Annotated in this window: 26 protein-coding genes and 1 tRNA gene; 12 read left to right on the top strand and 15 right to left on the bottom strand. The window is 60.1% G+C overall.

The features are described 5' to 3' along the window. Positions 1-170: 170 nt before the first annotated feature. The 5 genes from LRO94_RS02285 to LRO94_RS02305 all read right to left on the bottom strand — a co-directional run bounded on the left by LRO94_RS02285 (position 171) and on the right by LRO94_RS02305 (position 4,334). Positions 171-1,358: a methyltransferase gene (locus tag LRO94_RS02285; protein WP_179179652.1), complete on the bottom strand. Its 1,188-nt coding sequence runs from the start codon at positions 1,356-1,358 to the stop codon at positions 171-173. After that, positions 1,339-2,028 carry an ABC transporter permease gene (locus LRO94_RS02290; protein ID WP_032890091.1) on the bottom strand — a complete coding sequence of 230 codons (690 nt, stop codon included), beginning with the start codon at positions 2,026-2,028 and terminating at the stop codon, positions 1,339-1,341. Before LRO94_RS02290 ends, LRO94_RS02285 begins: the two co-directional genes overlap by 20 nt. Next, positions 2,028-2,720, bottom strand: a complete 693-nt coding sequence (locus tag LRO94_RS02295) for an ABC transporter permease (protein ID WP_032890094.1) — start codon at positions 2,718-2,720, stop codon at positions 2,028-2,030. The genes LRO94_RS02290 and LRO94_RS02295 overlap by 1 nt, the downstream gene beginning before the upstream one ends. A 74-nt stretch (positions 2,721-2,794) precedes the next feature. Beyond that, complete coding sequence (locus LRO94_RS02300; RefSeq protein WP_032890096.1) at positions 2,795-3,547, bottom strand: ABC transporter substrate-binding protein; 753 nt, start codon at positions 3,545-3,547, stop codon at positions 2,795-2,797. Positions 3,548-3,560: 13 nt separating this feature from the next. After that, positions 3,561-4,334, bottom strand: a complete 774-nt coding sequence (locus LRO94_RS02305) for an ABC transporter ATP-binding protein (protein WP_065925764.1) — start codon at positions 4,332-4,334, stop codon at positions 3,561-3,563. Positions 4,335-4,888: 554 nt separating this feature from the next. Between LRO94_RS02305 and gabP the strand changes: the two genes are divergently transcribed. Next, positions 4,889-6,280 (top strand): GABA permease, encoded by a 1,392-nt coding sequence (gabP, locus tag LRO94_RS02310; RefSeq protein ID WP_095186161.1) that lies wholly within the window; start codon positions 4,889-4,891, stop codon positions 6,278-6,280. A 113-nt stretch (positions 6,281-6,393) separates the two neighbouring features. Here the strand turns inward: gabP and LRO94_RS02315 are convergent, their stop codons facing one another. Then, positions 6,394-6,807 (bottom strand): hypothetical protein, encoded by a 414-nt coding sequence (locus LRO94_RS02315; protein ID WP_032890101.1) that lies wholly within the window; start codon positions 6,805-6,807, stop codon positions 6,394-6,396. A 204-nt stretch (positions 6,808-7,011) separates the two neighbouring features. Between LRO94_RS02315 and LRO94_RS02320 the strand changes: the two genes are divergently transcribed. Continuing rightward, positions 7,012-7,977, top strand: a complete 966-nt coding sequence (locus LRO94_RS02320; RefSeq protein ID WP_095186160.1) for an arsenic resistance protein — start codon at positions 7,012-7,014, stop codon at positions 7,975-7,977. An 88-nt stretch (positions 7,978-8,065) separates the two neighbouring features. Then, complete coding sequence (locus LRO94_RS02325; protein ID WP_179179651.1) at positions 8,066-9,670, top strand: glycosyltransferase family 39 protein; 1,605 nt, start codon at positions 8,066-8,068, stop codon at positions 9,668-9,670. A 65-nt stretch (positions 9,671-9,735) separates the two neighbouring features. Here the strand turns inward: LRO94_RS02325 and LRO94_RS02330 are convergent, their stop codons facing one another. The 5 genes from LRO94_RS02330 to LRO94_RS02350 all read right to left on the bottom strand — a co-directional run bounded on the left by LRO94_RS02330 (position 9,736) and on the right by LRO94_RS02350 (position 14,205). Next, entirely contained in the window at positions 9,736-10,056 is a 321-nt protein-coding gene (locus LRO94_RS02330) for a hypothetical protein (protein ID WP_095186158.1), read from the bottom strand. A 417-nt stretch (positions 10,057-10,473) separates the two neighbouring features. Further along, positions 10,474-10,549: transfer RNA gene (locus tag LRO94_RS02335), tRNA-Phe, on the bottom strand. Between the two features lie 103 nt (positions 10,550-10,652). Continuing rightward, complete coding sequence (locus LRO94_RS02340) at positions 10,653-10,925, bottom strand: oxidative damage protection protein (protein ID WP_095186157.1); 273 nt, start codon at positions 10,923-10,925, stop codon at positions 10,653-10,655. Then, on the bottom strand, positions 10,922-11,989 hold the full coding sequence (mutY, locus tag LRO94_RS02345; RefSeq protein ID WP_032890116.1) for an A/G-specific adenine glycosylase: 1,068 nt from the start codon (positions 11,987-11,989) through the stop codon (positions 10,922-10,924). Before mutY ends, LRO94_RS02340 begins: the two co-directional genes overlap by 4 nt. After that, positions 11,986-14,205, bottom strand: coding sequence for an AsmA family protein (locus LRO94_RS02350; protein ID WP_099601992.1), 2,220 nt, complete (start codon positions 14,203-14,205; stop codon positions 11,986-11,988). The genes mutY and LRO94_RS02350 overlap by 4 nt, the downstream gene beginning before the upstream one ends. Before the next feature lie 325 nt (positions 14,206-14,530). Here LRO94_RS02350 and LRO94_RS02355 point away from each other — a divergent pair, with 325 nt between their 5' ends. The 7 genes from LRO94_RS02355 to LRO94_RS02385 all read left to right on the top strand — a co-directional run bounded on the left by LRO94_RS02355 (position 14,531) and on the right by LRO94_RS02385 (position 20,332). Next, complete coding sequence (locus LRO94_RS02355) at positions 14,531-16,192, top strand: OFA family MFS transporter (protein ID WP_032890119.1); 1,662 nt, start codon at positions 14,531-14,533, stop codon at positions 16,190-16,192. 268 nt (positions 16,193-16,460) lie between these two features. Beyond that, entirely contained in the window at positions 16,461-17,057 is a 597-nt protein-coding gene (gene hisB / locus LRO94_RS02360; RefSeq protein ID WP_028615365.1) for an imidazoleglycerol-phosphate dehydratase HisB, read from the top strand. Continuing rightward, complete coding sequence (gene hisH / locus LRO94_RS02365; protein WP_032890121.1) at positions 17,057-17,695, top strand: imidazole glycerol phosphate synthase subunit HisH; 639 nt, start codon at positions 17,057-17,059, stop codon at positions 17,693-17,695. Before hisB ends, hisH begins: the two co-directional genes overlap by 1 nt. Then, entirely contained in the window at positions 17,696-17,953 is a 258-nt protein-coding gene (locus LRO94_RS02370) for a DUF2164 domain-containing protein (protein ID WP_032890124.1), read from the top strand. Positions 17,954-17,992: 39 nt separating this feature from the next. After that, positions 17,993-18,730, top strand: a complete 738-nt coding sequence (hisA, locus tag LRO94_RS02375; protein WP_003187784.1) for a 1-(5-phosphoribosyl)-5-[(5-phosphoribosylamino)methylideneamino]imidazole-4-carboxamide isomerase — start codon at positions 17,993-17,995, stop codon at positions 18,728-18,730. 9 nt (positions 18,731-18,739) lie between these two features. After that, the gene (gene hisF / locus LRO94_RS02380) at positions 18,740-19,510 is read left to right on the top strand and encodes an imidazole glycerol phosphate synthase subunit HisF (protein WP_003171107.1); all 771 of its coding nucleotides are present in this window, start codon (positions 18,740-18,742) and stop codon (positions 19,508-19,510) included. Between the two features lie 66 nt (positions 19,511-19,576). Then, positions 19,577-20,332: a substrate-binding periplasmic protein gene (locus tag LRO94_RS02385; RefSeq protein WP_179179650.1), complete on the top strand. Its 756-nt coding sequence runs from the start codon at positions 19,577-19,579 to the stop codon at positions 20,330-20,332. Between the two features lie 61 nt (positions 20,333-20,393). On the opposite strand, the gene LRO94_RS02390 is transcribed toward LRO94_RS02385, so the two are convergent. From LRO94_RS02390 to gpmI, 4 genes are all read right to left on the bottom strand, one after another. Then, positions 20,394-21,167: a divergent polysaccharide deacetylase family protein gene (locus LRO94_RS02390; RefSeq protein WP_099601993.1), complete on the bottom strand. Its 774-nt coding sequence runs from the start codon at positions 21,165-21,167 to the stop codon at positions 20,394-20,396. Position 21,168: 1 nt separating this feature from the next. Continuing rightward, positions 21,169-22,485, bottom strand: a complete 1,317-nt coding sequence (locus tag LRO94_RS02395; RefSeq protein ID WP_027605074.1) for a S41 family peptidase — start codon at positions 22,483-22,485, stop codon at positions 21,169-21,171. A 30-nt stretch (positions 22,486-22,515) separates the two neighbouring features. Continuing rightward, positions 22,516-23,811: a murein hydrolase activator EnvC family protein gene (locus LRO94_RS02400; protein WP_095186153.1), complete on the bottom strand. Its 1,296-nt coding sequence runs from the start codon at positions 23,809-23,811 to the stop codon at positions 22,516-22,518. Between the two features lie 257 nt (positions 23,812-24,068). Beyond that, positions 24,069-25,595: a 2,3-bisphosphoglycerate-independent phosphoglycerate mutase gene (gene gpmI / locus LRO94_RS02405; protein ID WP_179179649.1), complete on the bottom strand. Its 1,527-nt coding sequence runs from the start codon at positions 25,593-25,595 to the stop codon at positions 24,069-24,071. Positions 25,596-25,746: 151 nt separating this feature from the next. On the opposite strand from gpmI, the gene LRO94_RS02410 reads away from it, so the two are divergent. After that, positions 25,747-26,160: a rhodanese-like domain-containing protein gene (locus LRO94_RS02410; protein ID WP_032890134.1), complete on the top strand. Its 414-nt coding sequence runs from the start codon at positions 25,747-25,749 to the stop codon at positions 26,158-26,160. A 1-nt stretch (position 26,161) separates the two neighbouring features. Continuing rightward, positions 26,162-26,416 carry a glutaredoxin 3 gene (gene grxC, locus LRO94_RS02415; RefSeq protein WP_032890136.1) on the top strand — a complete coding sequence of 85 codons (255 nt, stop codon included), beginning with the start codon at positions 26,162-26,164 and terminating at the stop codon, positions 26,414-26,416. The last annotated feature ends 9 nt before the right edge of the window (positions 26,417-26,425 follow it).

Here is a 26,425-nt window from a genome sequence, read left to right on the forward strand (position 1 = left end):
TTTTGTGGAGCGGTTCTCAACACAGTGCAACTGCCTGTTTTACGTGCGTTTTATTGTGTGAACAAAAAATGAACAGCGTGGCTTTTGGTCCGCAGCGTAGAGCGCTACAGGGTCTGTAACGAATTCATCAACAGAGTTATCCACAGGTTGGGGTGCGACAATTTCGCCCTTTAATCGCGCTCGGCGAGCACCATCAAGTTGCGCGGCGTTAATGCCGGGTCGCAAAAGCTGCCGACCTCAACCCTGTAGCCACGTTCGCTGAGAAACAGTGCCCGATCCAGCACCAGCCATAACTCCAGCGGGCGCCGAAACAGACCACGCACCAACTCCAGGTTCCTGACCTCGGCCAAGCGCTGCCAACCATGGGCCTCCAACGCCGCCCAGTCTTGTTCGCCTGTGGATAACCCTTTGAGGCGTGCCAGTTCACGGCAGTAGTCAGCGAAGGGTTTGTCCAGCCAGTGGGTGGGCAGGGACGGGGTAGGCAGGTACTCGTCGCAGCCGCGTAACAGGCGTTGCAATTGATCGAAGCCGAGGCGCCGGGCCATGGAGGTATCCCGTTGCAGGCGCACGCGTTTGCCGGCGGTGACGGTTTCGCTGAGGGGCAGGCCGAGGTCGTCGAGCGACAACAGCAAGGTGGAAGCGCGGCCCGCGTCGGACAGCGGCTGGTAGGTATACCCCTGGATGCGGTTATAGCAGCACGGCGCCAGTGCCAGTTGCTTGCAGCCGGCGGCGCTGGCCACTTGCAGCAGGCGTACATGCAGGTCGCCGCAGGCATGCAGGGCCACGGGGGTGTGTTCGGCGCTTATGGCTACATCCGCCATCACGTCTTGCAGACGATGGGTGACGGGCAGGCCGTGGTGCTCGCTCAAGGCTTGGCCCGAAGCGATCAAGGCCGGGTCGTATTCCAGGCAGGTCAGCTGCTGGCCTGTGTGCAGCAGGCGGCGGCCAAGGTGGCCTTTGCCGGCGCACCAGTCCAACCAATGCCGGGGTGTTTGCGCAAACTGCAGCGCCGCGCCGAAGGCTTCGATCTGTTGCCATTTGCGGCCAGGCACATCGACATTCAGGCGGTGCGCGGCTGGTTGCAAGGGCTGCGTGGGTAACTTATCCACAGTGCTGAGTTGCAGCGCCTGCGATGCTAACTGTGGAAAAGGTGCGGGGGCGAGCAGATCATGGGGCTGGTTGTGATTGGCTTCGGCATCGGCCAACGATCGTTGGCGCAGCCACTGGGCCAGTTCGGGGTATTCGTTTTCCCAAGGCAACTGGCGCTGAGTAAAGGGCCGTGGTCGCCACAGCCCTTGATGCTCTATCAGAAACGCATCCAGCGCCCGGAAGCGCGCTTCAACGTCCCTGGCAGGCATCGACGCGCAGCCAGCGTTCCAGCAGTTTGAAGCCGCGTACCAGCAGGAAGGAGATCAATAGGTAGAACACACCGGCGGTGAAGAACATTTCCACCGTCAGGTAGTTGCGCGCAATGATCGTGCGGGCCATGCCGGTCAGTTCCAGCAGGGTCACGGTGCTCGCCAGTGAACTGGCCTTGAGCATCAGGATCACTTCGTTGCTATAGGCCGGCAAACCGATGCGCGCCGCGCGGGGCAGGATGATATAGAACAGCGTTTTGGGCTTGGACATGCCCAGCGCTCGGGCTGCTTCAATTTCCCCAGGTGGAATGGCCTGGATGGCGCCGCGCAGGATCTCGGCGATATACGCTGCGGTGTGCAGTGTCATGGTGGCGGTGGCACACCAGAACGGGTCGCGCAGGTACTTCCACATGAAGCTTGAGCGGATGCTGTCGAATTGGGCCAGGCCGTAATAGACCAGAAACAACTGCACCAGCAGCGGCGTGCCACGGAAGAAAAAGATGTAGGCGTAGGGCAGTGAGCGCACATACCAGCGCTTGGATGAGCGCGCGATACCCAGCGGGATGGCCAGGATCAAACCGAGGATCACGGCAATGCTCACCAGCTCCAGGGTCAGGATGGCGCCCTGGATAAACTTCGGCAGCCACTTGATGATGACTTCCCATTCCATTACGTCGTCCTCACGAAGCCGCGGGCGGCGCGTTTTTCCAGGAAGTGCATAGCCACCATCGACAGTGAGGTCAGGCCCAGGTAAATGAACGCGGCGACCAGGTAGAAGGTGAAAGGCTGTTTGGTGACGGTTACGGCGATCTGCGCGTGGCGCATGATTTCTTCGAGACCGATGACCGTGACCAGCGCGGTGTCCTTCATCAGGATCAGGAACAGATTGCCCAGCCCCGGCAGGGCGATGCGCCACATCTGCGGCATGATCAAGCGGGTAAAGATCCGGAACTTCGACAAACCCAGTGCCACACCGGCTTCGCGGTGGCCCTTGGGGATGGAGATGATTGCGCCGCGCAGTACTTCGGTGGCGTAGGCACCGAAACACAGCCCCAGCGCAATGACGCCGGCGGCGAAGGCGCTGAGGGACAGGTCGGGAATGTCGAGCAACTCACCCAGTGAGCGCATGGCGTTGATCGTGCCGAAGTAAATCAGCAACACCCACAGCAGTTCCGGCACGCCGCGAACGATTGTCGAGTAGGTACCGCCCAGCCATTGCAGCGGCTTGTACGGTGAAGTCTTGGCCAAGGCACCGGCGAGGCCGAGTACCAGCCCCAGGCATAACGCCGTGAGCGCCAGTTTGACGGTCATCAGCGCGCCGGCGGCGAGCGCGGGGCCGAATCCGTAGAGATCGAAATTCATGGTGTTTTCATATCGCGGCAGGCATTGCTGGAAGCCGACGCGCTCAAGTGAGCGCGTCGGGCAGACCGTTCAGGTCATTCGATGCTGAACGGGAAGTACTTGTCGTTGATCTTCTTGTAGGTGCCGTCTGCCTTGATCTCTGCCAGGGCTTTGTTCAGGCGCTCGCGCAGTGGGTCGCCCTTGCGCACGGCGATACCGATCTTGTCGCTTTCTACAACCGGGTCGCCCTTGAACTCGTAGGCGGAACCGTCTTTGCTCTTGAGCCATTCGTACTGCACGTACTTGTCGGCGAGGATGCCGTCGAGGCGGCCGGACGTCAGGTCGAGGTAGGCGTTTTCCTGGGTGTCGTACAGCTTGGCTTCGGTGTCCGGCAGCTTGTCTTCCAGATAGGTACCGGCCAGGGTTGCACGCTGTGCACCGATGACTTTGCCCTTCAGGTACTCGGCGTCAGTTTTGAAGTCCGCAGTGGCTTTAGGTGCGATGAACTGCAGCTTGTTGGAGTAGTACGGGTCAGTGAAGTCGACGGCTTGCTTGCGTTCATCGGTGATGGACAGTGAGGACACCAGGAAGTCGAACTTCTTGGAGTTCAGGGCCGGGATAATGCCGTCCCAGTCGGACACATACACTTCGCACTTTTCGACTTTCATCTTGGCGCACAGGGCATCGCCGATGTCTTTGTCGAAGCCGACGACGTTGCCGCTGGCGTCTTTATTGTTGAAAGGTGGGTAAGCCGCTTCGATCCCCATCTTCAAGGTTTCTGCCATGGCCGTGGCGCTGAACGCCATCGAGACGGCCGCGGCCAGAAGGAATTTTTTATAGTTCTGCATGCATGTTGCTCCGTTAGCGGTTGCTGGACATGAATTGTTTGCAGCGCGCCGAAAGCGGGTTTTCAAACACCTGCTGTGGCGATCCTTGCTCTTCGATCAGGCCTTGGTGGAGGAACACCACTTCACTGGACACTTGGCGGGCGAAGCCCATTTCATGGGTGACCAGCAGCATGGTGCGGCCCTCTTCGGCCAGCGCGCGGATCACATTAAGTACTTCCTGAACCATTTCCGGGTCAAGGGCAGAAGTGGGTTCGTCGAACAGGATGACTTTGGGCTGCATCGCCAGGGTACGCGCGATGGCTGCCCGTTGTTGCTGGCCGCCGGACAATTGCGCCGGGTAGGCGTGGCGCTTGTCGGCGATGCCGACCTTGTCCAGCAGGGCCTCGGCCACTTCTATTGCCTCGGCCTTGCTCTGGCCGAGCACACGGCGGGGGGCCTCGATGATGTTGTCGAGGATGCTCATGTGTGGCCACAGGTTAAAGTTTTGAAATACAAAACCGATTTCGCTGCGCAAGCGGTTGATCTGCTTGCCGTCGGCGGCCATCAGTTCGCCGTTTTTCGCGGCCTTCAGCTTGAGTTCTTCGCCGGCCACCAGGATCTGGCCCTGGTGTGGGTTTTCCAGGAGGTTGATGCAGCGCAGGAACGTGGACTTGCCGGAACCGGAGGAACCCAGGATCGAGATCACATCGCCGTCGCGAGCGGTCAGCGAGATACCTTTGAGTACCTCCAGCTCACCATAGCGTTTGTGCAAGTTGCGGATTTCAAGCGCGGGCGTGGCCTCGGCCATGTGCGGTCCTCATTGTGTTCATTGCATTCCTGCTGTTGGGCCGCCTTCCTGGCGAGGCGCCAAGCTAGCATAGCGTCTTGATGGCAGCCAACAGCGTGGCCGGCGGTAAATGGGGCGTGTGCGGCAGGGTGTCGCATCGGCACAGCAGCGTGTCGCGCCCTCAACAACCGAACAACCGTTTGAACCCGATAAACCGCAGGCTTTGCGTAAAAAAGGGCGCGATGGTGCCAGCTTTGGCCGGGTGTTGGAAGGGTTAAACGGGCAAACGGTACCCATCGGCCCCTTTATGGCGCGTCACGTACTTTTTGTGTGTGTTTTTGGTGCGCTTGTTCGTCTTGAATGTGAGTCGCACGGTAACGCTATAGCGGAATGCCATTGTTCTCAATGACTTGCGACGACTGTCGAATCGTCCTACAGCCCGCGTCAATTGCGACTTCGTAACATTTTGGCGCAAATCTTGCGTAAAAAATAAAGAACGCCCTGTTGGTTTCTTTTCACGAAGAAGACACCAGGCCGGGTGGACCGTTTTCGCAATTCCTCGCAAAGGTGTGTCAATGAGTAGTACGCAAAGCTCCAATGACCTCGAACAGGGGCTCAAACCGCGTCACGTCACCATGCTGTCGATTGCCGGCGTTATTGGTGCCGGTTTGTTTGTTGGCTCCGGCCACGCGATTGCTGCCGCCGGCCCGGCCGTACTGCTGGCGTATGCCGCTGCGGGTACGCTGGTGGTATTGGTGATGCGCATGCTGGCCGAAATGGCCGTTGCCTCGCCGGACACCGGTTCGTTTTCCACCTACGCCGACCGTGCGATTGGTCACTGGGCCGGTTTCACCATTGGCTGGCTGTACTGGTGGTTCTGGGTGTTGGTGATTCCGTTGGAAGCCAACGCTGCTGCGACCATCCTCCACGCTTGGTTCCCTGATGTGGCCATCTGGGCCTTCACGCTGATCATCACGTTGCTGCTGACCGCGACCAATCTGTTCAGCGTGAAGAACTACGGTGAGTTCGAGTTTTGGTTTGCGCTGATCAAAGTCGTAGCGATCGTGGGTTTTGTGATCCTCGGCTTGGCGGCGATTTTCGGCTTCCTGCCGACCAGCCAGGTCAGCGGCGTTTCGCACCTGTTCGACACCCAAGGCTTTATGCCCAACGGCATGGGCGCAGTACTGGCGGCCATCCTGACCACCATGTTCTCGTTCATGGGTACCGAGATCGTCACCATCGCCGCGGCGGAATCGAAGAACCCAGGCCAGCAAATCACCAAGGCCACCAACTCGGTGATCTGGCGGATTGGTTTGTTCTACCTGTTGTCGATTTTCATCGTCGTGTCCCTGGTGCCGTGGAACGATCCGACACTGGCGGCGGTAGGTTCCTACCAGACCGTGCTGGAACGCATGGGCATCCCGAATGCCAAGCTGATCGTCGATCTGGTGGTGCTGGTTGCCGTGACTAGCTGCCTGAACTCGGCGCTGTACACCGCGTCGCGCATGCTGTTCTCCCTGGGCCGTCGCGGTGACGCTCCGGCAGTGGCCAAGCGCACTAATAAGAGCGGCACGCCTTACTGGGCTGTGTTGCTGTCTACCGGTGCTGCGTTCCTGGCGGTCTTTGCCAACTATGTGGCACCTGCTGCGGTGTTCGAATTCCTGCTGGCCAGCTCCGGCGCTATCGCGTTGCTGGTGTACCTCGTTATCGCTGTGTCGCAACTGCGCATGCGTCAGAAGCGTACGGCGGCGGGCGAGAAAATCGTCTTCAAGATGTGGCTGTTCCCTGGCCTGACCTACGCGGTGATGGTGTTTATCGTGGGGACGCTGACGATCATGCTGTTCCAGGAAGCGCACCGGGTCGAGATTATCGCGACCGGCGTTCTAAGCTTGCTGGTAGTGGCGGCGGGGTTGTTTGTGTCGAGCCGTCGCAAGGCGCAGAGAGCAGGCGCTGCGGTGCTTAACTGACCGCAGTCCCAATGTGGGAGGGGGCTTGCTCCCGATAGCGGTGCGTCAGTCGACATCTAATTGACTGAAAACACGCTGTCGGGGGCAAGCCCCCTCTTACATTTTGTTTTGCGTCAGTCCTGGGAAGTCACCAGCGCCTGGGATGCGGCGACGTAATCCGCCTGGAACTGCGGCGACTCGACCCACGCCAGTGCGGCGGCTTCATCGTCGCTGTCCGTGGCCCACTGCCGATATTCGATCAGCGCTGCCAGGATGAAGTCGGTGGCTTCTTCTTCACCTTCCTGTTCCAGCACCAGCGCCAGCAGCGGGTGGGCCAGGAATGCCGCGCACAACGCCTGTTGGCTGGTCTCGCCAGCGACGCGCATCTCCTCAAACAGCTCAGTCAAATCGACCGACTCTAGGTCAATGCGACTGTCATCGCCTGCAAACGCATCCGGCTTGGTCGCTACGGCGCGCTGAGTGCGGTTTTGCTTAGCCTTGGTCTTTGCCCGCTGGGCACGTTTTTGCTGCTTGTTCGGCGAAGCCATGGGCTCGACATCCTAAGGTTCTGGATCTGGGTGGGGTATTGAAGCGCAGGTTGGAGGAAATCCCAAGGGCATCCTCAGAATTGGCGGCGTTGGCGCGTCGTTCACGTTCATGGCTTCTGCGGTTGTTGTGAACGGGTAGTACGGGTCGACCCTGCGCCAGTAGGCGCATAAGCTGGTGCCTTCACAATTTTCTCGAGCGCCTTCATGTCCCGCGACACCCTCGAACATAACCAGATCCCAATCTACTTTGTCGCCATCCTGCTGGCTGCCGTCGTCGGCCTGTTCGCGCCCCAATCAGCCCACAACCTCAACGTATTGATCACCCCCGTCATCGCAGTGCTTATGTACGCGATGTTCCTGCAAATCCCCTTTCTGGACTTGCGCGAGGGCTTGAGCCACAAGCGCTTCCTGTCGGCGTTGTTGTTGGCCAATTTCATTCTGGTGCCGCTGCTGGTGTGGGCATTGACCCGTGGCCTGGTGGAGCGCCCGGCGTTGCTGGTGGGCGCGTTGTTGGTGTTGCTGACGCCGTGCATCGATTATGTGGTGGTGTTTACCCATATCGGCAAAGGCGATTCGCGGTTGATGCTGGCGGCGACGCCGGTGCTGTTGTTACTGCAGCTGGCGCTGTTGCCGGTGTACCTGGGGTTTATGCTGGGCGCGCAGTCCGAAGTAGTGGTTGCGGTGGGACCGTTTGTTCAAGCCTTTGTAGAGTTGATCGTGGTGCCGATGGTGCTGGCGGTGCTCACGACGTCCCTGGCGCGGCGCTACGCAATTATCAATGCGTGGAATAACGCCTGGGCCTGGTTGCCGGTACCCGCCATGGCGCTGGTGCTGTTCGTGGTGATCGGCTCGCAAGTCACCTCGGTGGTGCGCGATATCGGCCTGTTGGTGCCAGTGATTCCGGTCTATCTGGGCTTTGTGCTGCTGGCGCCGCTGATGGGGATGCTGGCGGCGCGGCTGTTCGCGCTGCCGGCGGTCACGGCGCGGGCGGTGACGTTCAGCGCATCCACGCGCAATTCGCTGGTGGTATTGCCCCTGGCGCTGGCCCTGCCTGAAGACGTGCGGGGGTTGGCCGCCACGGCGGTGATCCTGCAGACCTTGGTCGAGTTGGTGGCTGAGTTGATCTACGTGCGCCTGATCCCATGGGCGGTGTGGCCCGCAGGTCGGTAGCTGGGTGAATGTTCAGGTCTGTTCAGGCGATGTTCAGGGGCGTGCTCGGCACCATTAAGTCAGCGCTCCTCACCTGACAGGCCTACCGATGGATCAACGCAACCTTTTTCGCCTGGAATCCCTGGGCATTTTCCTGTTTGCCTTGCTGCTCTTTACCCTGGGGATCTGGGATCAACAGCCCCAGGGATTTGACGGACGTTGGGCGCTGTTCCTGCAAGAAATGTTTCGCCATGGCGCGAGCCTTTTTCCCACTACCTACGGTCAGCCCTACGCGGACTACCCTGGCACCGCTACCTTCTTCAGTTTTGTGTTTGCCCGGTTATTCGGTGCGCCCAATCACCTGGCGAACGTACTGCCCACCGCACTGGCGTCTGCTGGGGTGATTGCGCTGCTCTATCGTCTGCTGGTCCCTGCGAGTCGGCAGTGGGCGCTGCTCTCCGTTTTGTTGACACTGCTCACCACTCAACTGCTGGAAAAGTCCCGTTCGGTTTGCCTGGATCAGATGGTGGCTTTGCTCTGCGTTGGCAGTTTCTACCTGCTGCACAGTGGCGAGCGCCTGGGCTCGCGATTGAGGCAGTTGGCGGTGTTCCCGCTGTTCATCTTCGGCTTCGCCATACGTGGGCCATTGGGGTTGATTGAGGTCTGCGGCGTGGTGTGTGTGTATTGGGCGCTTGGTAATCCGGGGCAACGGGTCAGGCAGGTGCTGATTCACGGCCTGGTTGGTCTGGCGTTGTTGGCGGTCTGTTGGTGGCTGCTGATAAAGCTGGCGCGCGTCAGTGGTGGTGATGGGTTCGCCGAAGAGGTTTTCAGGATGCAGGTGGGCGGGCGCCTGGATGAAAGTGGCGAGCCGTTCTATTTCTATCTTCAACTGAGTTTGTACCGTTACTTCCCTGTGGTGCCGTTGGCGCTGGCCACGCTGGTTGCGTTGCGTTATCGCTGGCGTGAACGGTTTGATGAGCCCGTGCAATTGGTTGTGCGGCTAGGTGCTTGCGGCCTGATGATTTTGATTGGGTTGTCGATGCCGCACTTCAAGCGCGCCTATTACATCCTGCCCATGGTGCCGATGTTTGCGGCTGTCGCGGCCTATGGGCTCCTCCAGGCGCAAGGCTGGCTTGTGGGCGTGCGTCGATGCTATGAGGGGCTTGTCGCGGCGCTACCGACGTTGTGTGTGGTTGTAGTATTTGTCTGTCGGCATGGGTGGCAAAAGCACGGTTACTGGCCAGACGTTTCGCTGCCGTTGTGGGTGGGCGTGCTGGTGGTGCTGCAAGTCGCTGCGTTGATCGCCTGGCGGCGCATCGCGCGGCTGGTGTCGCTCAGCTTGATTGCGTTGGTGGCGCAGTGGTTGCTGCTGGTGGTCGTGGTGGAGCCGGCCAAGGACTTACAGTTCGATACCCGGCAGTTTGTCAGCCAGGTTGAAGCGCTACGTGCCACGCGGCCGGGCCCGCTGGTGTTTATCGACCTCGGTCGGGATACCTGGGCGGTGCGTTACATGATGAACCTGGATCACGACGAGCAACCGGTGTTCATTGGTGGTCATGAGCTTGAACAATTAGCTCATGTGCATCGGCCAGCCTGGGTGGTCGTGGCGCGCAAGGAGGTCGCACTGCTGGCGGGGACGTCGCTGGAGCATCAGCCTCCCGACTTTGAAGGACGATTGAACGACAATCCGTTGCTGGTGTTCTTGTTGCAGTGAGTCAGCCGGTCAGCAAAAAGCCTGCATTCAGCAGGCTTTTTGTCGGATACGGTTTCCGCCTTCGATTACGCGGCTTCCAGCTGTGGGATCTGCATGCCGATCTTCGCCGACGCGAAGTTCATATCGCCACTGGCAATGGATTGAGCCTTGAAGCCTTGGCCGATGAGATCCTTGATGTAGAGCTTGTTGTAGATGAACGCAAAGACGATGTTGCTAAGGCCCATGGTCACCATCGCAATGACGAACTGGATCACGCCATATTTCACGTCGCCGCGAAACAGTGCCGGGAAGCAACCGAAAAAGAAGGTTGTCCACGAAAAACCGACTGGAGCTTCCTTCATCGCGCCCGTATTCGGGTTTTTGAAAATGATCGATGTGTATGCCATTTGTTTCTCCATGTGCCCGTATGAGTAAGCGATACGCTGGGCTGCGCATCGCCGGATGATGTGTCCTTGTGCCGCTGTGCTTGCGTGCGCTCCCTCACCGCTTGGGCGTGACCCTGGGCTGTGTTGAGGTGGGGGAGAGAGGCTGCAGCGTGTAGAGGGAGGCTCGTGGGGATACAGGATCCGCCGTCGTTGCCTACTCCGATACTAGGTGGCATTGGCTGACGGGTTACAGGAGGGATGCATCCGCATACTGTTAATCGCCTACCTTGGCACATTTTGAATCATATCATAGCGCTACTAGTGCGCGGCGTAACGAAGAGGCGGGTTAGGAGGTTAAATCCTGGGCAACAAAAAACCCGCACTTGGCGGGTTTCTTGTGTATTTCAGATGACGTTTGCACCACCTGAAACTAATTAGTGGTGCCCAGAGACGGAATCGAACCGCCGACACGGGGATTTTCAATCCCCTGCTCTACCGACTGAGCTATCTGGGCAACGGGGCGCATTAAACTGGTTTTTCAGGGGGTCGTCAAGCAAGTTTTCAAAAAATATTTAATTATTACCGTCGCTTACGTGCCGACCCCGGTTTTTGATCAATTATTGAGCAGGTGGTACGTACCCGTCGGCCTTGGCGTAATCCTCGCCGGAAAAGAACTTGTCCATCTCGCCCGCAAGGTATTTACGATCTTCTGCGTTCATCATGTTCAGGCGTTTTTCGTTGATCAGCAGGGTCTGGTGTTTAAGCCAGTCGCCCCAGGCTTTGGCAGAGACGTGATCGTAGATGTCCTGGCCCTTGGCACCTGGGTACGGAGGGCGCTCCAGGGCTGGCAGTTCTTCTTTGTACTTGCGGCACATTACGGTGCGGGTCATGACGACACTCCAGCGTTCAATACTTCAGCCGCGCGCTTCAGCAGTTTCTTTACCGGGGCGGCAAGGCCCAGGCGCGGCGGGGTGGCGAGGTTATACCAGAGCCAGTCGGCCTCGGCCACGTGATGGGCGGATTCCTCGACCTGGACCAGCCAGGGTTCGATAGCCAGTTGAAAGTGGCTGAACGTGTGGATCAGCCCTGGCAGTTCCTGGTGCTTGCCCAGTTCGAGTGCGTGTTGTGTGGCCAAGTGTTCGAGGTCTTGCAGGTCGTCTAACTCGGGCAGGCTCCACAAACCGCCCCACAAACCTGTGGAAGGGCGGCGGTAAAGCAGGATCGCGCCCTCGGCGTTGGCCAGCATCGGCATCAGCGTGCGCTTTTGCGGGACGGCCTTGCGCGGCTTGGGAATCGGGTAGCGTGTTTCAAGGCCGAGCATGTGGGCTTCGCAGCCCTTTTCCAGCGGACATAGCAGGCAGCTGGGTTTGCTGCGCGTGCACAGGGTGGCGCCCATGTCCATCATCGCCTGGGTGTAGGCGTTAACGCGATCATGGGGCGTGAAGCGCTCTGCAGTGGCCCACAACTGCTTGGCCACCTTCGGCTCGCCTGGGTAACCCTCTTGTGCAGTAAAGCGCGCCAGCACGCGCTTGACGTTGCCGTCGAGGATAGGTGCGCGCAGGCCCATGCTCAGGCTGGCGATTGCGCCGGCGGTGGACAGGCCGATGCCGGGCAGGTCAGTGAGCTTTTCGACATCCTTGGGAAATTCGCCGCCGTACTGGGCCACGATGATCTTCGCAGTCTTTTGCAGGTTGCGCGCCCGGGTGTAGTAGCCAAGGCCAGTCCACAGGTGCAGCACTTCATCTTCCGGTGCGGCGGCCAGAGCTTCGACCGTTGGCAAAGACGCCATAAAACGGTCGAAGTAATTGAGCACGGTGCTCACCTGAGTCTGTTGCAGCATGATCTCCGAGACCCATACCCGGTAAGGCGTGATGCCCTGTTGCCAGGGCAGGTCATGGCGACCGTGGCGGTCGTACCAGTCCAGCACCGCCTGTGAAAACTGCTCGTTTCTCATCGCTTGAACAGGCCCTTTAATGCATCTTTCAATTGCGGGTTTACCTTGTCGAGCTTCTCTTCCAGCTTCTCGCTGAGCTTGTTACCGGCCGCCTTGATCGCGACTTGGCTCAAGCCATCTTTATCCAGGCGGCACGCCTTGGCACCCAATTCCAGCGGGCCGCGGCAGCGCAGCGGTACTTCGATGTTGCGGAAGTTGGAGCCCACTTCGCAGGCCGGATCCGGCACTTCGCGCTGGTCGCCTTCGACGATGATGCCGACGCGGTAGTCCATGCCCAGCACGCGCAGGTCGATGTCACCGTTGCCGTTGACGGCCAGGCCCGGAATGCGCACTTTCAGGTCAGGGTTATTGGCCACGCCATTACGGAAGGTCAGGTTGCCCTTCAGCTCTTGGAAAGGCGTGTCTTTGCCCCGCTGTTCGCCGCTCAGGGTCTTGCGATTGAGCATGGCGATGCCTGTACACAGCTGCTGTTCAAGGTTGGCATTGAGCAGCACACCGTTGTTGATCACAAAGCTGGCGGTGCCGTTGAGGCTGTCGATCAGCGCCTTTTGGCTATTGCCACGGCCGCTGAGGTTGCTGTCGAGGGTGACCTGGCCCTTCACGGGTGGGGTTTGCCCCTGGGCCTGCAGGATGCGTTCGACCGGCACTTGCTTGATCCGGCTTTGCAGTGCCAGCACTGGAATATCCTGGCGCACATCGAGTGTGCCGTTGGCTTGGAAGCTGCCGTTGTAGAGGCCGCCACTCAGGGTGTCGAGCTTGAGTTGGCCGTCGATGCCGGACGCTTTGAGCACGGCATTCTGGATCGGCAATTTGCTCAAGGTCAGTTGGCCGAAGGCGAGATCAGCATCGACATCCAGTTTGCGCAGGTGCGCCAGAGGCAGCAGCTTGTCGGTGCTCCAGGCGCCTTTGGTAGGCGCATCCGGTAGCGGTGTGGTGCCGCCGGCAGCCATGGCGCCGGCTTCGCTGTTCTGCACTTCGGCTTGGCGGGCGGCGGTTGCGCCCTTGGCAGATTCGGACTTCGCCGGCAGGTAGTTATCGGCGTTGAAGCTGTCGCCCTTGAGTTGCACGCGAAGCGACTGTTTGGCGAAATCGTCCACGGCGACGCGGCCGGTGAAGGTGCTGCCGTCGAGCTTCAGGTTCAGGTCTTCCAGGGCCAGGCTGGTTGGCGTGCCCTTGAGGCGGCTGACCAGTTCGACTTTGCTCAGGCTGCCCTCGGCCATCGGTGGCAGTGGGCTGCCGACGCTGTCGAGGAACTTGGCCAAGTCGAACTGGGCGATGGACAGGGCGCCGCTGAGCTGTGGGGTCTTGTCCAGGTCATTGACCTTCAGCTCGCCCAAGGCGCGCAGTTGGTTGGCCGACAGTTTCAGGTTGGTCCATTCGGCAATGTTGGCCGCTTGGTCCACCAGCAACTGACCCTGGGTGGAGAAGGTCACGGTCTTGCCTTGCAGCGGCTCGCCAGTGGCTTCGCCGCTGATACGCATGTCTTCGAACTGGTAGCGCTTGAGGGCGCGCTGAATGCGCAGATTGCCGTTGAGTTCGGTCTTGACGCGCATTACCGGCTGGTTGCTGCCGAAGAAGGCGGTGAGCTTCACCGGAATGCTGGCGCCTTCGTGCACGGCACCGGCGCTCAACTGGATGCTCTCGGCGCTGAACTGCTTGCCGGTCTGCTCATCGTTGTATTCGATGCGGGCGTTGTTGACCGTCAGGCTGTCGATATCCAGGCGGATCGGCTGGGCCGGCTTCTCTGGCTTAGCTTCGGGTGACGGTTGCGCCGGGGGCGGCGTGGTGGGCGTATCGGTGGTGGCTACCGGTGCAGTCTTGCCGATGTCTTCCCAGTTGCCGTGACCCTGCTTGTCGCGGTTGAGGCGCAGGTTGAGGCCTTCGACACGCACGTCGCTCATCTGCACTTCGCGGCGCAGCAGCGGCAATACGCGTACTGACAGGCCGAGCATCTGAAGGTCGGCGAAGGGCTGGGTCGGGGTGGTCAGGGTCGCTACGCTGGCTTCGTGCAGTTCAAGGCCGAGCCAGGGGAACAGGCTCCAACCGATATCGCCATTGAGCGTCAGCTCGATGTGGGCCTTGTCGCGGGCAATCTGGCGAATCTCTTCTTTGTAGTCGTTGGGATCGAAAAGATGGGTCAGGGCGAAGCCCAGAGCCACAATGATCAGCAACAGCCCGAGAAGTACCAGACCCAGGATTTTGCCGAACGCTTTCATGGGCGAGTCCTTGTATGTCGATTTTAAAATTTAGCCGCAGAGTATAACGCCCGATGACCGGCGTCAGGTCACCGATCGTTACATTGTATCCGCGGGCCAGGTAGCGGGATTCTGGCGTCAAAAAAAGAGAATTTCCTGAAAAAAGTGATATCAGTTTGGTTTTTCCGTCATCCGCAGGTGCTAATCTCTGCGTGTTCGTCCGCCTTCTGCGACGTATCGTCGCGCCAAAATGGAGCTTCACTCATCAAAAACGGCCACGCTCTGCGTGCAAGGCCGAGGGAGAGAGCGCCTGACGGACGCATACTAATAACTGGGGGAAACACCAATGAGCACTAGCACTGCGGCCGGTTCTACCGCCGCACAGCCTGCGTTCCTGTCCAAGGAGCGCATCATCGCCAAGCCCGGGTTCAACCGCTGGCTGGTTCCACCGGCCGCCCTGGCCATCCATCTCTGCATCGGCATGGCCTATGGTTTTTCGGTGTTCTGGCTGCCGCTGTCCAAGGCGCTGGGTATCACCAAGCCCGTTGCCTGCGCGCCAGACATGAGCTTTATCGCCCAAGTCTTCTCGTCCCAATGCGACTGGCCCATCTCCATGCTGGGCTGGATCTACACCCTGTTCTTCATTTTCCTGGGCTGCTCGGCAGCGATCTGGGGCGGCTGGCTGGAACATGCCGGGCCTCGTAAGGCGGGTGTTGTATCGGCGTTGTGCTGGTGCGGCGGCCTGTTGATCTCGGCATTGGGTATTTACACCCACCAGATCTGGCTGATGTGGATCGGTTCCGGCGTCATTGGCGGCATCGGCCTGGGCCTGGGCTATATCTCGCCCGTGTCGACCTTGATCAAGTGGTTCCCGGACAAGCGTGGCATGGCCACCGGTATGGCGATCATGGGTTTCGGTGGCGGCGCGATGGTTGGTGCGCCCTTGGCGGCAGCGCTGATGGGTCACTTCGCTTCGCCGACCAGCGTGGGCGTCTGGCAGAGCTTCCTGGTGATGGCCGCGATCTACTTCGTGTTCATGATCGGCGGTGCGCTGTCTTATCGCGTGCCACCGACCGGCTGGAAGCCTGAGGGCTGGACCGCGCCGGCGAAAAAAGCCAGCAATGCGATGATCACCCACCGTCACGTGCATGTGAGCGTGGCGTGGAAAACCCCGCAATTCCGTCTGGTATGGCTGGTGTTGTGCCTGAACGTATCGGCCGGTATCGGCATCCTCGGCATGGCTTCGCCGCTGCTGCAGGAAGTGTTCGGTGGCAAGCTACTGGGTGTTGATGTGCCGTTCGGTCAACTGGATGCCGGGCAACTGGCGTCGATCGCCGCGATCGCCGCGGGTTTCACCGGTCTGTTGAGCTTGTTCAACATCGGCGGCCGGTTCTTCTGGGCGTCGTTCTCCGACTACCTGGGCCGTAAAAATACCTACTTCGTGTTCTTCGCCCTGGGCTTTGCCCTCTACGCGCTGATCCCGAACCTGGGGCACCTGGGCAACGTGGCGCTGTTCGTGGCCGCGTTCTGCATCATCCTGTCGATGTACGGCGGTGGTTTTGCCACCGTTCCGGCTTACCTGGCCGACCTGTTCGGCACCCAGATGGTCGGCGCGATCCACGGTCGCCTGCTGACCGCTTGGGCTGCTGCGGGCGTATTGGGCCCGGTGTTGGTGAACTACCTGCGTGAGTATCAACTGAGCATCGGCGTTGAACGCGCTGCGGCCTATGACATCACCTTGTACATCCTCGCCGGCCTGCTGGTGTTGGGCTTTATCTGCAACATGCTGGTACGTCCGGTGGCCGACAAGTACTTCATGACCGACGCCGAACTGGCTGCCGAACAGGCGCTGGGCCATGACAAGGGCGCGGATGCCACCACTTCCCTGGAGTGGAAAGCAGCCCCCGGTACGGTGCCATTGGCCATTGCGGCCTGGCTGGTGGTGGGTATTCCGTTGGCGTGGGGTGTGTGGGTGACCCTGCAGAAGACGGCGGTACTGTTCCACTAACACCGCAAACCAATGTGGGAGGGGGCTTGCTCCCGATAGCGTCAGATCAGTCAGCCACTAGGCGACTGAGCCGCCGCCATCGGAAGCAAGCCCCCTTCCACATTGGCTGTGCAGAGTTTTCATAAGTGGATTCGCACTTGTATGCACATGTCTATCCCCGACACCCCCCACTTCAACTCGTCAGTCTTATCCCCTTCGATGTTTCTGTTTAGCGCCCGCGCCCCTATAATGGCTGCCTTTTTCGCCCAATGATTTTGCGGAGCTGGTGATGGCCGAACGTAAGGCGTCCGTCGAGCGCGACACTCTGGAAACCCAGATCAAAGCCTCGATCAACCTGGATGGCACCGGAAAGGCCCGATTTGATATCGGTGTACCTTTTCTTGAGCACATGCTGGACCAGATCGCCCGTCACGGGCTGATCGACCTGGATATCGAAGGCAAGGGCGACCTGCACATCGACGACCACCACATGGTGGAAGACGTAGGCATCACCCTCGGCCAGGCATTTGCCAAGGCCATCGGCGACAAAAAAGGCATCCGTCGCTACGGTCACGCCTATGTCCCGCTGGACGAAGCGCTGTCGCGAGTGGTCATCGACTTCTCCGGCCGCCCAGGCTTGCAGATGCACGTGCCGTACACCCGTGCCAACGTGGGGCGCGGCTTCGACGTCGACCTGTTCCAGGAATTTTTCCAGGGTTTCGTCAACCACGCGCTCGTCAGCCTGCATATCGACAACTTGCGCGGCACCAACACCCACCACCAAATCGAAACCGTGTTCAAGGCTTTCGGCCGCGCGCTGCGCATGGCTGTAGAGCTGGATGACCGCATGGCCGGGCAAATGCCCTCGACCAAGGGCGTTCTGTAATGCAGACGGTCGCGGTTATCGATTACGGCATGGGTAACCTGCACTCGGTGGCCAAGGCCCTCGAACACGTAGGTGCCGGCAAGGTGCTGATCACCAGCGATGCCAACGTGATTCGCGAAGCTGACCGCGTGGTGTTCCCCGGTGTCGGCGCGATTCGCGATTGCATGGCCGAGATCCGCCGTCTGGGCTTTGATAGCCTGGTGCGCGAAGTCAGCCAGGATCGCCCGTTCCTCGGCATCTGCGTGGGCATGCAAGCCTTGCTCGACCGCAGTGAAGAGAACGACGGCGTCGACTGCATCGGCCTGTTCCCTGGCCAGGTGAAGTTCTTCGGCAAGGACCTGCACGAAGATGGCGCCCACCTGAAAGTGCCGCATATGGGCTGGAACGAAGTCAGTCAGACGGTGGATCACCCGCTCTGGCACGACATCCCGGACCTGGCGCGTTTCTATTTCGTGCACAGCTACTACATCGCCGCCGGTAAGCCGGGCCAGGTGGTGGGTGGCGGGCACTACGGCGTCGACTTCGCCGCAGCGTTGGCCGAAGGTTCGCGTTTTGCCGTGCAGTTCCACCCGGAGAAGAGCCATACCCATGGCCTGCAATTGCTGCAGAACTTCGCCGCGTGGGACGGGCGCTGGTAAATGGCCAGGAAGCCGAAGCTGCCGATCTTGAACCTCACGCCTGAGCAGGAAAGTGAGGCTACCCTCAAGATCAAACGCTTCATGGAAGATCGCTTCGAGCTCAAGCTGGGCTCGTTCGAGGTCGCCGAGATTCTTGAGCTGTTCACCACCGAAGTGGCTCCGCACTATTACAACAGGGCGATTTTCGATTCGCAGACGCTCCTTAAAGAAAGGTTCGAAAGCATCGAAAGCGACCTGTGGTCGCTTGAGAAACCCTGATTTCCCAAGCATTGCTGAATATCGAATAAGGTTTGCCAGATGCTGATTATCCCCGCTATCGATCTCAAGGACGGCGCCTGCGTACGTCTGCGCCAAGGCCGCATGGAAGACTCCACCGTGTTCTCCGATGACCCGGTGAGCATGGCTGCCAAATGGGTAGAAGGGGGCTGCCGTCGTCTGCATCTGGTGGACTTGAACGGCGCCTTCGAAGGCCAGCCGGTCAACGGTGAGGTGGTTACCGCCATCGCCAAGCGCTACCCGAATCTGCCGATCCAGATCGGCGGCGGTATCCGCTCCCTGGAAACCATTGAGCACTACGTCAAAGCTGGCGTGAGCTACGTGATCATCGGCACCAAGGCTGTGAAAGACCCGGCCTTCGTTGCTGAAGCCTGCCGCGCGTTCCCAGGCAAAGTTATCGTGGGTCTGGACGCTAAAGATGGCTTCGTCGCCACCGACGGCTGGGCTGAAATCAGCACCGTACAAGTCATCGACCTGGCCAAGCAGTTCGAAGCTGACGGCGTGTCCGCCATCGTTTATACCGACATCGCCAAAGACGGCATGATGCAGGGCTGCAACGTACCGTTCACGGCCGCGCTGGCTGCGGCGACGAAGATCCCGGTGATTGCTTCCGGCGGTATTCACAACCTGGGCGATATCAAGTCGCTGTTGGACGCCAAGGCGCCAGGGATCATCGGCGCCATCACCGGCCGCGCGATCTATGAAGGTACTCTGGACGTCGCCGAAGCCCAGGCTTACTGCGATGCCTACAACGGCTGAGGACTGACCATGGCGCTGGCCAAACGCATCATCCCTTGCCTGGACGTCGACAATGGTCGCGTGGTCAAGGGCGTCAAGTTCGAGAACATCCGTGATGCCGGCGATCCGGTGGAAATTGCCCGTCGCTACGATGAGCAAGGTGCCGATGAGATTACTTTTCTCGACATCACCGCCAGCGTTGATGGCCGCGACACCACGCTGCACACCGTCGAGCGCATGGCCAGCCAGGTGTTTATCCCGCTGACCGTGGGCGGCGGCGTGCGCACCGTGCAAGACATCCGCAACCTGCTCAATGCTGGCGCGGACAAGGTCTCGATCAACACCGCAGCGGTGTTCAACCCGGAGTTCGTCGGCGAAGCCGCGCAACATTTCGGCTCGCAATGCATCGTAGTGGCTATCGACGCCAAGAAAGTCTCCGGCCCGGGCGAAACCCCGCGCTGGGAGATCTTCACCCACGGCGGTCGCAAGCCGACTGGCCTGGACGCGGTGGAATGGGCGATGAAGATGGAAGGCCTGGGCGCTGGTGAGATCCTGCTGACCAGCATGGACCAGGACGGCATGAAAAACGGCTTCGACCTGGGCGTGACCCGTGCCATCAGCGACGCGCTGGGCATTCCGGTGATCGCTTCCGGCGGCGTCGGCAACCTGCAGCATCTGGCCGACGGCGTGATCGAAGGCCACGCCAGCGCAGTGCTGGCGGCGAGTATTTTCCACTTTGGCGAATACACCGTTCCTGAGGCCAAGGCCTATATGGCGGCGCGCGGTATCGTCGTTCGTTAAACGTTGCTGGACACCATGGCGGGCGCGCGGCACTCTCTGCGCTTGCCATGGATTCCGGTAGCCTTCATGTTCAAGACCCTCTTACTTGCCCTCGCCAGTTCGTCCCTGTTGTTAGTCGGTTCGGCCCATGCCGAGGAACCGTCCGACGCCTCCCTGGTGTTGCTGACGGAAAACTTCCCGCCGTACAACATGGCGAAAAACGGCAAGAACTTCGCCAAGGAAGAAAACATCGAAGGCATCGCCGTGGATATCGTGCGCGAAACCTTCAAGCGTGCGGGCATTTCCTACAACCTCACCCTGCGTTTTCCTTGGGAGCGAATCTACAAGCTCGCCCTGGAAAAACCCGGCTATGGCGTATTCGTAATGGCACGTTTGCCGGCTCGCGAAGCGCTGTTCAAGTGGGTCGGCCCCATTGGCCCGGATGATTGGGTGCTGCTGGCCAAGTCGGACAGCAAGATCCAGCTTGCCGAACTTGAGCAAGCGCGGCGCTACAAGATCGGCGCCTATAAAGGCGATGCCATCGCCGAGACCCTGGAGAAACAGGGCCTCAACCCGATCGTAGTGCTGCGTGACCAGGACAATGCGCAAAAGCTCGTGGATGGCCAGATCGACTTGTGGGCTACCGGTGACCCGGCCGGGCGTTACCTGGCACGCCAAGTTGGGGTGACCGGGCTCAAGACCGTGCTGCGATTCAACAGCGCCCAGCTCTACCTCGCGTTGAACAAGGATGTGCCGGACGACTTGGTAGACAAGCTTCAGGCCGCGCTGGACCAGTTGCGTAAAGACGGCGTCGTCGACGAGATCACGGCGAAGTATCTGTAAAAGACCCGAAATTCTGTAGGCGCTGGCTTGCCAGCTCTTACTGGGGATCGTTGCGGCGTTTCTAGCGGTAAACCCCGTCCTTCCCGTGCCCAGCCATGGCTTGATTGCTGCGCACGCTGATCATCAGCTTAATATCAATCCACTCGATGCCCTGGGCCTTGAGCTTGGGCAGCTCGCGCTCCAGCACTGCCAGGGTTTGTGGGTAAGGGTGGCCGATCATCACGGCCGAGCCTTGTTTGTGGGCCAGCTTGATCGCGGTTTGCAGCTGTGTGGTGATCGCCGCTTCGGTGCGTTCGTCGTCCAGGAACACGTCCCGCGAAACACTCGCCAGACCGATCTTCTGTGCCTCGGCGGCTGCCACTGTCTGCGCGCTGGTACGGCTGTCGACAAAGAACTTGTTGCGCCGCTGCAGCTCGGCCATCAACCAGGCCATTGCCGCAGGTTGAGCCGTCATGCGGCTGCCCATATGGTTGTTGATGCCGGCGGTGTAGGGCACGGCGTTGAACGCGGCGTCCAGGCGTTTGGCGAGTTCTTCGATAGGCAGCTCAGGGTGCCAGGCGAACGGGCCGGTGGCCGGGTCCATGGGCATGTGCAGGATCACGATCTTGCCGGCCTTGTGGGCTTCGCGGGCGAATTCTGCAGCGTGGGGGGTGTCGGGCATGATCGCGGTGGTCACCGGCCCAGGCAGGGCCAGCACGCGGCGATCCCGAGGCAGGTTTTGCCCCAAGTCGTCGATGATCAGCGTCAGATAGGCTTTGTGAGGTTCGCCTGTGGGAGTCGCTTGGGCGACTCCCACCAGGCTGCACAGCAGAGCAAGGATCAGGGCAAATCGCATATCAACGGCTGCGCGTGATGCTCAGCCCCTTGAGCAGGCTCAGCGCCTGAGCCAGTTGATAGTCGTCGTCCTGTGGCATCGGCTTGGCTTTCTTGCTGCTGCCGGTCGGCTGGTCGGCACCGCCGTTGCCATTGCCCAGGTGACCTTGCAGGTCTGCCTCTTTGTAGTACTCGCTGTCGATCTCGTTAGTGATCTTGGCCTTGCGCACTTCGATGTCCGGCACGATGCCCTGGGCCTGGATGGAGCGGCCGTTCGGCGTGTAGTACAGCGCAGTGGTGATCTTCAATGCGCGATCGTTGTTCAGCGGTAACACGGTCTGCACCGAGCCTTTGCCGAAGCTGGTGGTGCCCATCAGCACGCCGCGTTTCTGGTCCTGCAGGGCGCCAGCGACGATTTCCGAAGCCGAGGCGCTGCCGCCGTTGATCAGCACGGCCAGTGGCACGTTCTCGCTGAGGTCGTTGCCGGTGGCCGAGAAGCGCAGCTCGGAGTTGGCGATACGGCCCTTGGTGTAGACGATCAGGCCTTTGGTAATGAAGTGGTCGACCACTTCCACCGCCGACTGCAGCACGCCGCCTGGGTTGTTGCGCAGGTCGAGCACGATGCCGCTGAGTTTCTTGCCGTTGTCCTTGCGCAACTTGGCCAGTGCCTTGGCCACTTCGTCGCCGGTCTTGACCTGGAATTGGGTGATGCGGATGTAACCGTAGCCCGACTCCAGCAGCTGACTCTTCACGCTCTTGACCACGATGGTCGCGCGGGTGAGTGTCACGTCGAACGGGTTGCCACCGTCGCGTACCAGGGTCAGGGTGATTTTCTGGCCGATCTTGCCGCGCATCTTGTCCACGGCTTCGGTCATGGTCTGGCCACGGGTCGGCTGGCCGTTGATCTTGACGATAAAGTCACCCGCCTGGATGCCGGCCTTGGACGCCGGGGTGTCGTCGATGGGTGACACCACCTTGATGTTGCCGTCTTCGGCGCCGACTTCAATGCCCAGGCCACCGAATTCACCGCTGGTGCTTTCCTGCAGTTCAGCGAAATCTTCAGGGCCCAGATAGGCGGAGTGCGGGTCGAGGTTGCTGAGCATGCCCTTGATGGCATTCTCCAGCAGAGTCTTGTCGTCTACGGGTTCGACATAGGCTGCCTTGATGCGGTCCATGACCTCGGCAAAGGTGCGCAACTCGTCCAGCGGCAACGGGGCCTTGGTGGTCGCGGCCGTGGCAGCAGGTGCAGCCGGAGCGGCCTGGTCGGCGAAAGCCAGAGGCGCGCCGATCACCAATGCGATCGTCAGGGCCAGCGAAGTGAGGCGGGACAAATGCAGCATGTCGAACGAACTCCTAATGTAGATGCGGCCCTATCCTTGGGAACGGCACCATTGTGCGGGATCGCTCGGGCGACCCTGCTGACGAATAGCGAAGTACAGCGCCGGGGTGTCCTGGCCACCACTGTTACCGACAGTGGAGATGGATTCACCGGCTTTTACAACATCACCTGCCGACTTGAGTAACGTCTGATTGTGGCCGTAAAGGCTCAAATAGCCATTACCGTGGTCAAGAATCACCAACAAACCGGCGCCCCGCAGCCAATCGGCAAACACCACGCGCCCGCCGTGAACGGCGTGGACCTGGCTGCCGGCGGAGGCGCTGATCATCACCCCATCCCACTTGGCGCGGGTGTCGTCGCCACGGGTTTCACCGAAGCGTGCCAGTAGTCGACCATCAACAGGCCATGGAAGTTTTCCTCGCGCTGAAGCAAAAGGGCCGCCGAAAGACTCGCCGGCGCTGGAAACCAACGGGCCAGGCGCTGCATGTGCCGGTTTACGTGGCGCCGGAGCGTCAGTGGTGGCTGCCAGTTCGGCCTCACGCTGACGCTTTTTTTCGGCTTCCTGCTGGGCGATCAGCGCTTTCTGGCGCGCTTCTTCGGCCTCACGTGCCTGGCGCGCCAGGGTTTCTTCGATGGTCTTGAGCACTTTGGCCAGGTCGGCTTGGTCTTGCTCGCGGGCCTGGAGCTTGGCGTCGCGGGCTTTCACGTCGTCATTGAGCTTGGCCAGGGCCAGCTGGCGCTCCTTGCGGACCTTGTCCAGCTCATCGCGCTGGGTGTCGAGGGCGCTTTTCTGGTCTTCCAACTGCGACTGCTGGTTGGCGATTTCCTGTTCGACGTTGACCAACTGGCGCAGAGTCTCGTTGAAGCTTTTCAATTGCTCCAGGCGGGCTTTGCTCAGGTAGTCGTAGTAGGTCAGGGTGCGCGCGAATTTCTCAGGGTTCTGCTGGTTGAGCAGCAGCTTGAGGTATTCCTGGCGGCCACTCTGGTAGGCGGCGCGGGCCTGGATCGCGATCAGACGTTGCTGTTCAACGCGTGCGCTCTGGAGTTTTTTTTTCTCAGCGTCGAGTCGCTCCAGTTCCGACTCGCTCTTCTTTAATTCTTTTTGCAGCTCCTGGACTTGCTTCTCTAGCTTGCCCATTTCGGTTTCCGTGCCGCGCAGGTCTTTCTGCACCCCGGATTTTTCTTCCTGGAGCTTGCCGAGCAGTTTTTTCAGCTCGGTAATGTCCTGACGCGTAGCGTCCAACTGTTGTTGGGTTTGTGCGCGCTCATCGGCAAACGCCGGTTGGAGCAGGCAGACAAAAGCAAGGGTAATCAAGGCGCGAAGCATAGAGGCGGGCGACACCAGGGAAAGGGACGGCCTAGTATGCCCGCCAAGCGCTGCAAAAAAAACGCCCAATTGGGGCTGGCGGGCAAGATAGGCGCCGAGTGGCGGTGGTATGGCAAAAAGACATCTTCCAAACACGGGAGATCCAATGTGGGAAGGGTTTGCCCCCCGATTGCAGTGTGTCAGCTGAATATGTGTTGGCTGACCCATTGCTATCGGGGGCAAGCCCCCTCCCACACTGTTCAGTGGTGTGGTTGAAATCAAACCAGAATCGAGGTCCCGGTCATCTCCGCTGGCTTCTCCAGCCCCATCAGCATCAGCATGGTTGGCGCCACATCCGCCAATACCCCGCCGTCACGCACTTTGAAGTCGCGCTTGCCCACGTAGATGAACGGCACTGGCTCAGTGGTGTGAGCGGTGTGTGCCTGGCCGGTGGACTCGTCGGACATCTGCTCGCAATTGCCGTGGTCGGCTGTGATCAGCGCTTCGCCGCCGACTTTTTCCAGGGCGTCGACGATGCGACCGACGCACAAGTCCAGGCATTCCACGGCCTTGGTCGCGGCTTCCAGGTTGCCGCTGTGGCCAACCATGTCGCCGTTGGCGTAGTTGACCACGATCACGTCGTAACGCTGGTGGTCGATGGCGTCGACGATTTTGTCGGTGACTTCCGGCGCGCTCATTTCCGGCTGCAGGTCGTAGGTGGCGACTTTTGGCGACGGGATCAGGATGCGCTCTTCGCCTGGGAACGGTTCTTCACGGCCGCCGGAGAAGAAGAAGGTCACGTGGGCGTATTTTTCAGTTTCGGCAATGCGCAGTTGGGTCTTGCCGTTTTTCGCCAGGTAATCGCCGAGCACGTTGTCAAGGCTGCCCGGAGCAAAGGCGGCGGGGGCCGGGATGCTCGCGGCGTATTGGGTCAGGCCGACGTAGTGCACTTTTGGCTGGCGGGCGCGTTCGAACTCGCTGAAGCCGTCTTCGACGAACACGCGGCTCAACTCGCGGGCGCGGTCGGCGCGGAAGTTCATGAACACCACGGCGTCGCCGTCTTCGACTTTTACCGGCTCGCCGATGGTAGTGGCCTTGACGAACTCATCGCTTTCGCCACGGACGTAGGCGGCTTCCAGGCCTTCTTGGGCAGTGGCGGCGTTGAATTCGGCCTGACCGTCGACGATCAGGTTGTAGGCTTGGGACACTCGGTCCCAACGGTTGTCACGATCCATGGCGAAGTAACGGCCCACGATGCTTGCAATGCGGCCCTTGCCCAGGGCGGCGAATGTGGCGTCCAGCAGCTCGATGGACGATTGCGCGCTTTTTGGCGGGGTGTCGCGACCGTCGAGGAAGGCGTGCAGGTAGATCTTCTCGGCGCCGCGCTTGAAGGCCAGTTCGGCCATGGCAACCAGATGGTCTTGGTGGCTGTGTACACCGCCGTCGGACAATAGGCCCATGAAGTGCACGGCCTTGCCGTCGGCTACTGCTTTATCTACCGCTGCGCAGATGGTCGGGTTCTCGAAGAACTCGCCGTCGCGGATCGCTTTGGTCACTCGTGTGAAGTCTTGATATACCACTCGTCCGGCGCCGAGGTTCATATGGCCGACTTCCGAGTTGCCCATTTGCCCGTCGGGCAGGCCCACGTCCATGCCCGAGCCGGAGATCAGGCCGTTGGGGACGCTGGCGGTCAAGCGGTCCAGTACAGGCTTCTTGGCCGCGTATACCGCGTTGTCGTGGTGGCTTTCACTGTGTCCGAAGCCATCGAGAATTATCAGGACCAAAGGTTTAGGCGTAGTAGTCATAGATCCTCTCGCGGCGGTAATAAAGGAAGGCAATTGAAAAGGGAGTGGCAGTTTAAAGCGAAGTTCCGACCACGTCACCGCTTTACGGGGGTTGGCCCCCCCTGACGGCTGTGTATACTTACCGCCATTTTAACGCCCTGGAACCTCCTTGATGGTTGATCACCTGATTGCATTTGCCACTGCCCACTATCTGCTCGTGGGTGCCTTCGTCATCCTGCTGGCGCTGCTGATCGCTCACGAATTGAGCCGTGGTGGTCGCAGCCTGAGCACGTCGGAGCTGACCGCGCTGGTCAACAAGGATGAGGCCATTGTGGTGGATATCCGCCCAGCCAAGGAATTCGCTGCCGGCCATATCGTCGGTGCACTGAACATTCCACAGGACAAGCTGATCGCGCGCCTGGCCGAGCTGGAAAAACACAAGGCCAAGACCATCATCCTGGTCGACGCCCAAGGCCAGCACGCCGGCACTCACGCCCGCGAAATGCTCAAGACCGGTTTCACCGCGGCCAAGCTGTCCGGTGGCATCAGCAGCTGGCGCGCCGATAACCTGCCGCTGGTGAAGTGATATGAGCCAGGTTGTCGTCTACTCCAGCGATTATTGCCCTTATTGCATGCGAGCCAAGGCTCTGCTGGATAAGAAGGGCGTTGCCTTCGAAGAGATCAAGGTCGACGGCAAGCCCCAGGTGCGCGCCGAAATGGCCCAGAAGGCGGGACGCACGTCTGTGCCGCAGATCTGGATCGGCGCCAAACACATCGGTGGCTGCGACGACCTGTTTGCCCTGGAGCGCGCCGGTAAACTCGATGCGCTGCTGCTCGTCTGACTCCTAAAC

This window comes from Pseudomonas sivasensis (genome assembly GCF_021391435.1).
Taxonomy (GTDB): domain Bacteria; phylum Pseudomonadota; class Gammaproteobacteria; order Pseudomonadales; family Pseudomonadaceae; genus Aquipseudomonas; species Aquipseudomonas sivasensis.

Bases quoted from the DNA above. Each gene is read 5' to 3' on its own strand.
- LRO94_RS02385 (WP_179179650.1), top strand. From the start codon at position 19,577: ATGTTCAAGACCCTCTTACTTGCCCTCGCCAGTTCGTCCCTGTTGTTA.
- LRO94_RS02325 (WP_179179651.1), top strand. From the start codon at position 8,066: ATGGATCAACGCAACCTTTTTCGCCTGGAATCCCTGGGCATTTTCCTG.
- hisF (WP_003171107.1), top strand. From the start codon at position 18,740: ATGGCGCTGGCCAAACGCATCATCCCTTGCCTGGACGTCGACAATGGT.
- grxC (WP_032890136.1), top strand. From the start codon at position 26,162: ATGAGCCAGGTTGTCGTCTACTCCAGCGATTATTGCCCTTATTGCATG.
- LRO94_RS02410 (WP_032890134.1), top strand. From the start codon at position 25,747: ATGGTTGATCACCTGATTGCATTTGCCACTGCCCACTATCTGCTCGTG.
- LRO94_RS02395 (WP_027605074.1), bottom strand. From the start codon at position 22,485: ATGCTGCATTTGTCCCGCCTCACTTCGCTGGCCCTGACGATCGCATTG.
- LRO94_RS02300 (WP_032890096.1), bottom strand. From the start codon at position 3,547: ATGCAGAACTATAAAAAATTCCTTCTGGCCGCGGCCGTCTCGATGGCG.
- LRO94_RS02315 (WP_032890101.1), bottom strand. From the start codon at position 6,807: ATGGCTTCGCCGAACAAGCAGCAAAAACGTGCCCAGCGGGCAAAGACC.
- LRO94_RS02340 (WP_095186157.1), bottom strand. From the start codon at position 10,925: ATGACCCGCACCGTAATGTGCCGCAAGTACAAAGAAGAACTGCCAGCC.
- LRO94_RS02350 (WP_099601992.1), bottom strand. From the start codon at position 14,205: ATGAAAGCGTTCGGCAAAATCCTGGGTCTGGTACTTCTCGGGCTGTTG.
- LRO94_RS02390 (WP_099601993.1), bottom strand. From the start codon at position 21,167: ATGCGATTTGCCCTGATCCTTGCTCTGCTGTGCAGCCTGGTGGGAGTC.
- LRO94_RS02355 (WP_032890119.1), top strand. From the start codon at position 14,531: ATGAGCACTAGCACTGCGGCCGGTTCTACCGCCGCACAGCCTGCGTTC.
- LRO94_RS02305 (WP_065925764.1), bottom strand. From the start codon at position 4,334: ATGGCCGAGGCCACGCCCGCGCTTGAAATCCGCAACTTGCACAAACGC.
- hisA (WP_003187784.1), top strand. From the start codon at position 17,993: ATGCTGATTATCCCCGCTATCGATCTCAAGGACGGCGCCTGCGTACGT.
- LRO94_RS02330 (WP_095186158.1), bottom strand. From the start codon at position 10,056: ATGGCATACACATCGATCATTTTCAAAAACCCGAATACGGGCGCGATG.
- LRO94_RS02400 (WP_095186153.1), bottom strand. From the start codon at position 23,811: ATGCTTCGCGCCTTGATTACCCTTGCTTTTGTCTGCCTGCTCCAACCG.
- gpmI (WP_179179649.1), bottom strand. From the start codon at position 25,595: ATGACTACTACGCCTAAACCTTTGGTCCTGATAATTCTCGATGGCTTC.
- LRO94_RS02290 (WP_032890091.1), bottom strand. From the start codon at position 2,028: ATGGAATGGGAAGTCATCATCAAGTGGCTGCCGAAGTTTATCCAGGGC.
- LRO94_RS02370 (WP_032890124.1), top strand. From the start codon at position 17,696: ATGGCCAGGAAGCCGAAGCTGCCGATCTTGAACCTCACGCCTGAGCAG.
- gabP (WP_095186161.1), top strand. From the start codon at position 4,889: ATGAGTAGTACGCAAAGCTCCAATGACCTCGAACAGGGGCTCAAACCG.
- LRO94_RS02320 (WP_095186160.1), top strand. From the start codon at position 7,012: ATGTCCCGCGACACCCTCGAACATAACCAGATCCCAATCTACTTTGTC.
- mutY (WP_032890116.1), bottom strand. From the start codon at position 11,989: ATGAGAAACGAGCAGTTTTCACAGGCGGTGCTGGACTGGTACGACCGC.
- hisB (WP_028615365.1), top strand. From the start codon at position 16,461: ATGGCCGAACGTAAGGCGTCCGTCGAGCGCGACACTCTGGAAACCCAG.
- hisH (WP_032890121.1), top strand. From the start codon at position 17,057: ATGCAGACGGTCGCGGTTATCGATTACGGCATGGGTAACCTGCACTCG.
- LRO94_RS02285 (WP_179179652.1), bottom strand. From the start codon at position 1,358: ATGCCTGCCAGGGACGTTGAAGCGCGCTTCCGGGCGCTGGATGCGTTT.
- LRO94_RS02295 (WP_032890094.1), bottom strand. From the start codon at position 2,720: ATGAATTTCGATCTCTACGGATTCGGCCCCGCGCTCGCCGCCGGCGCG.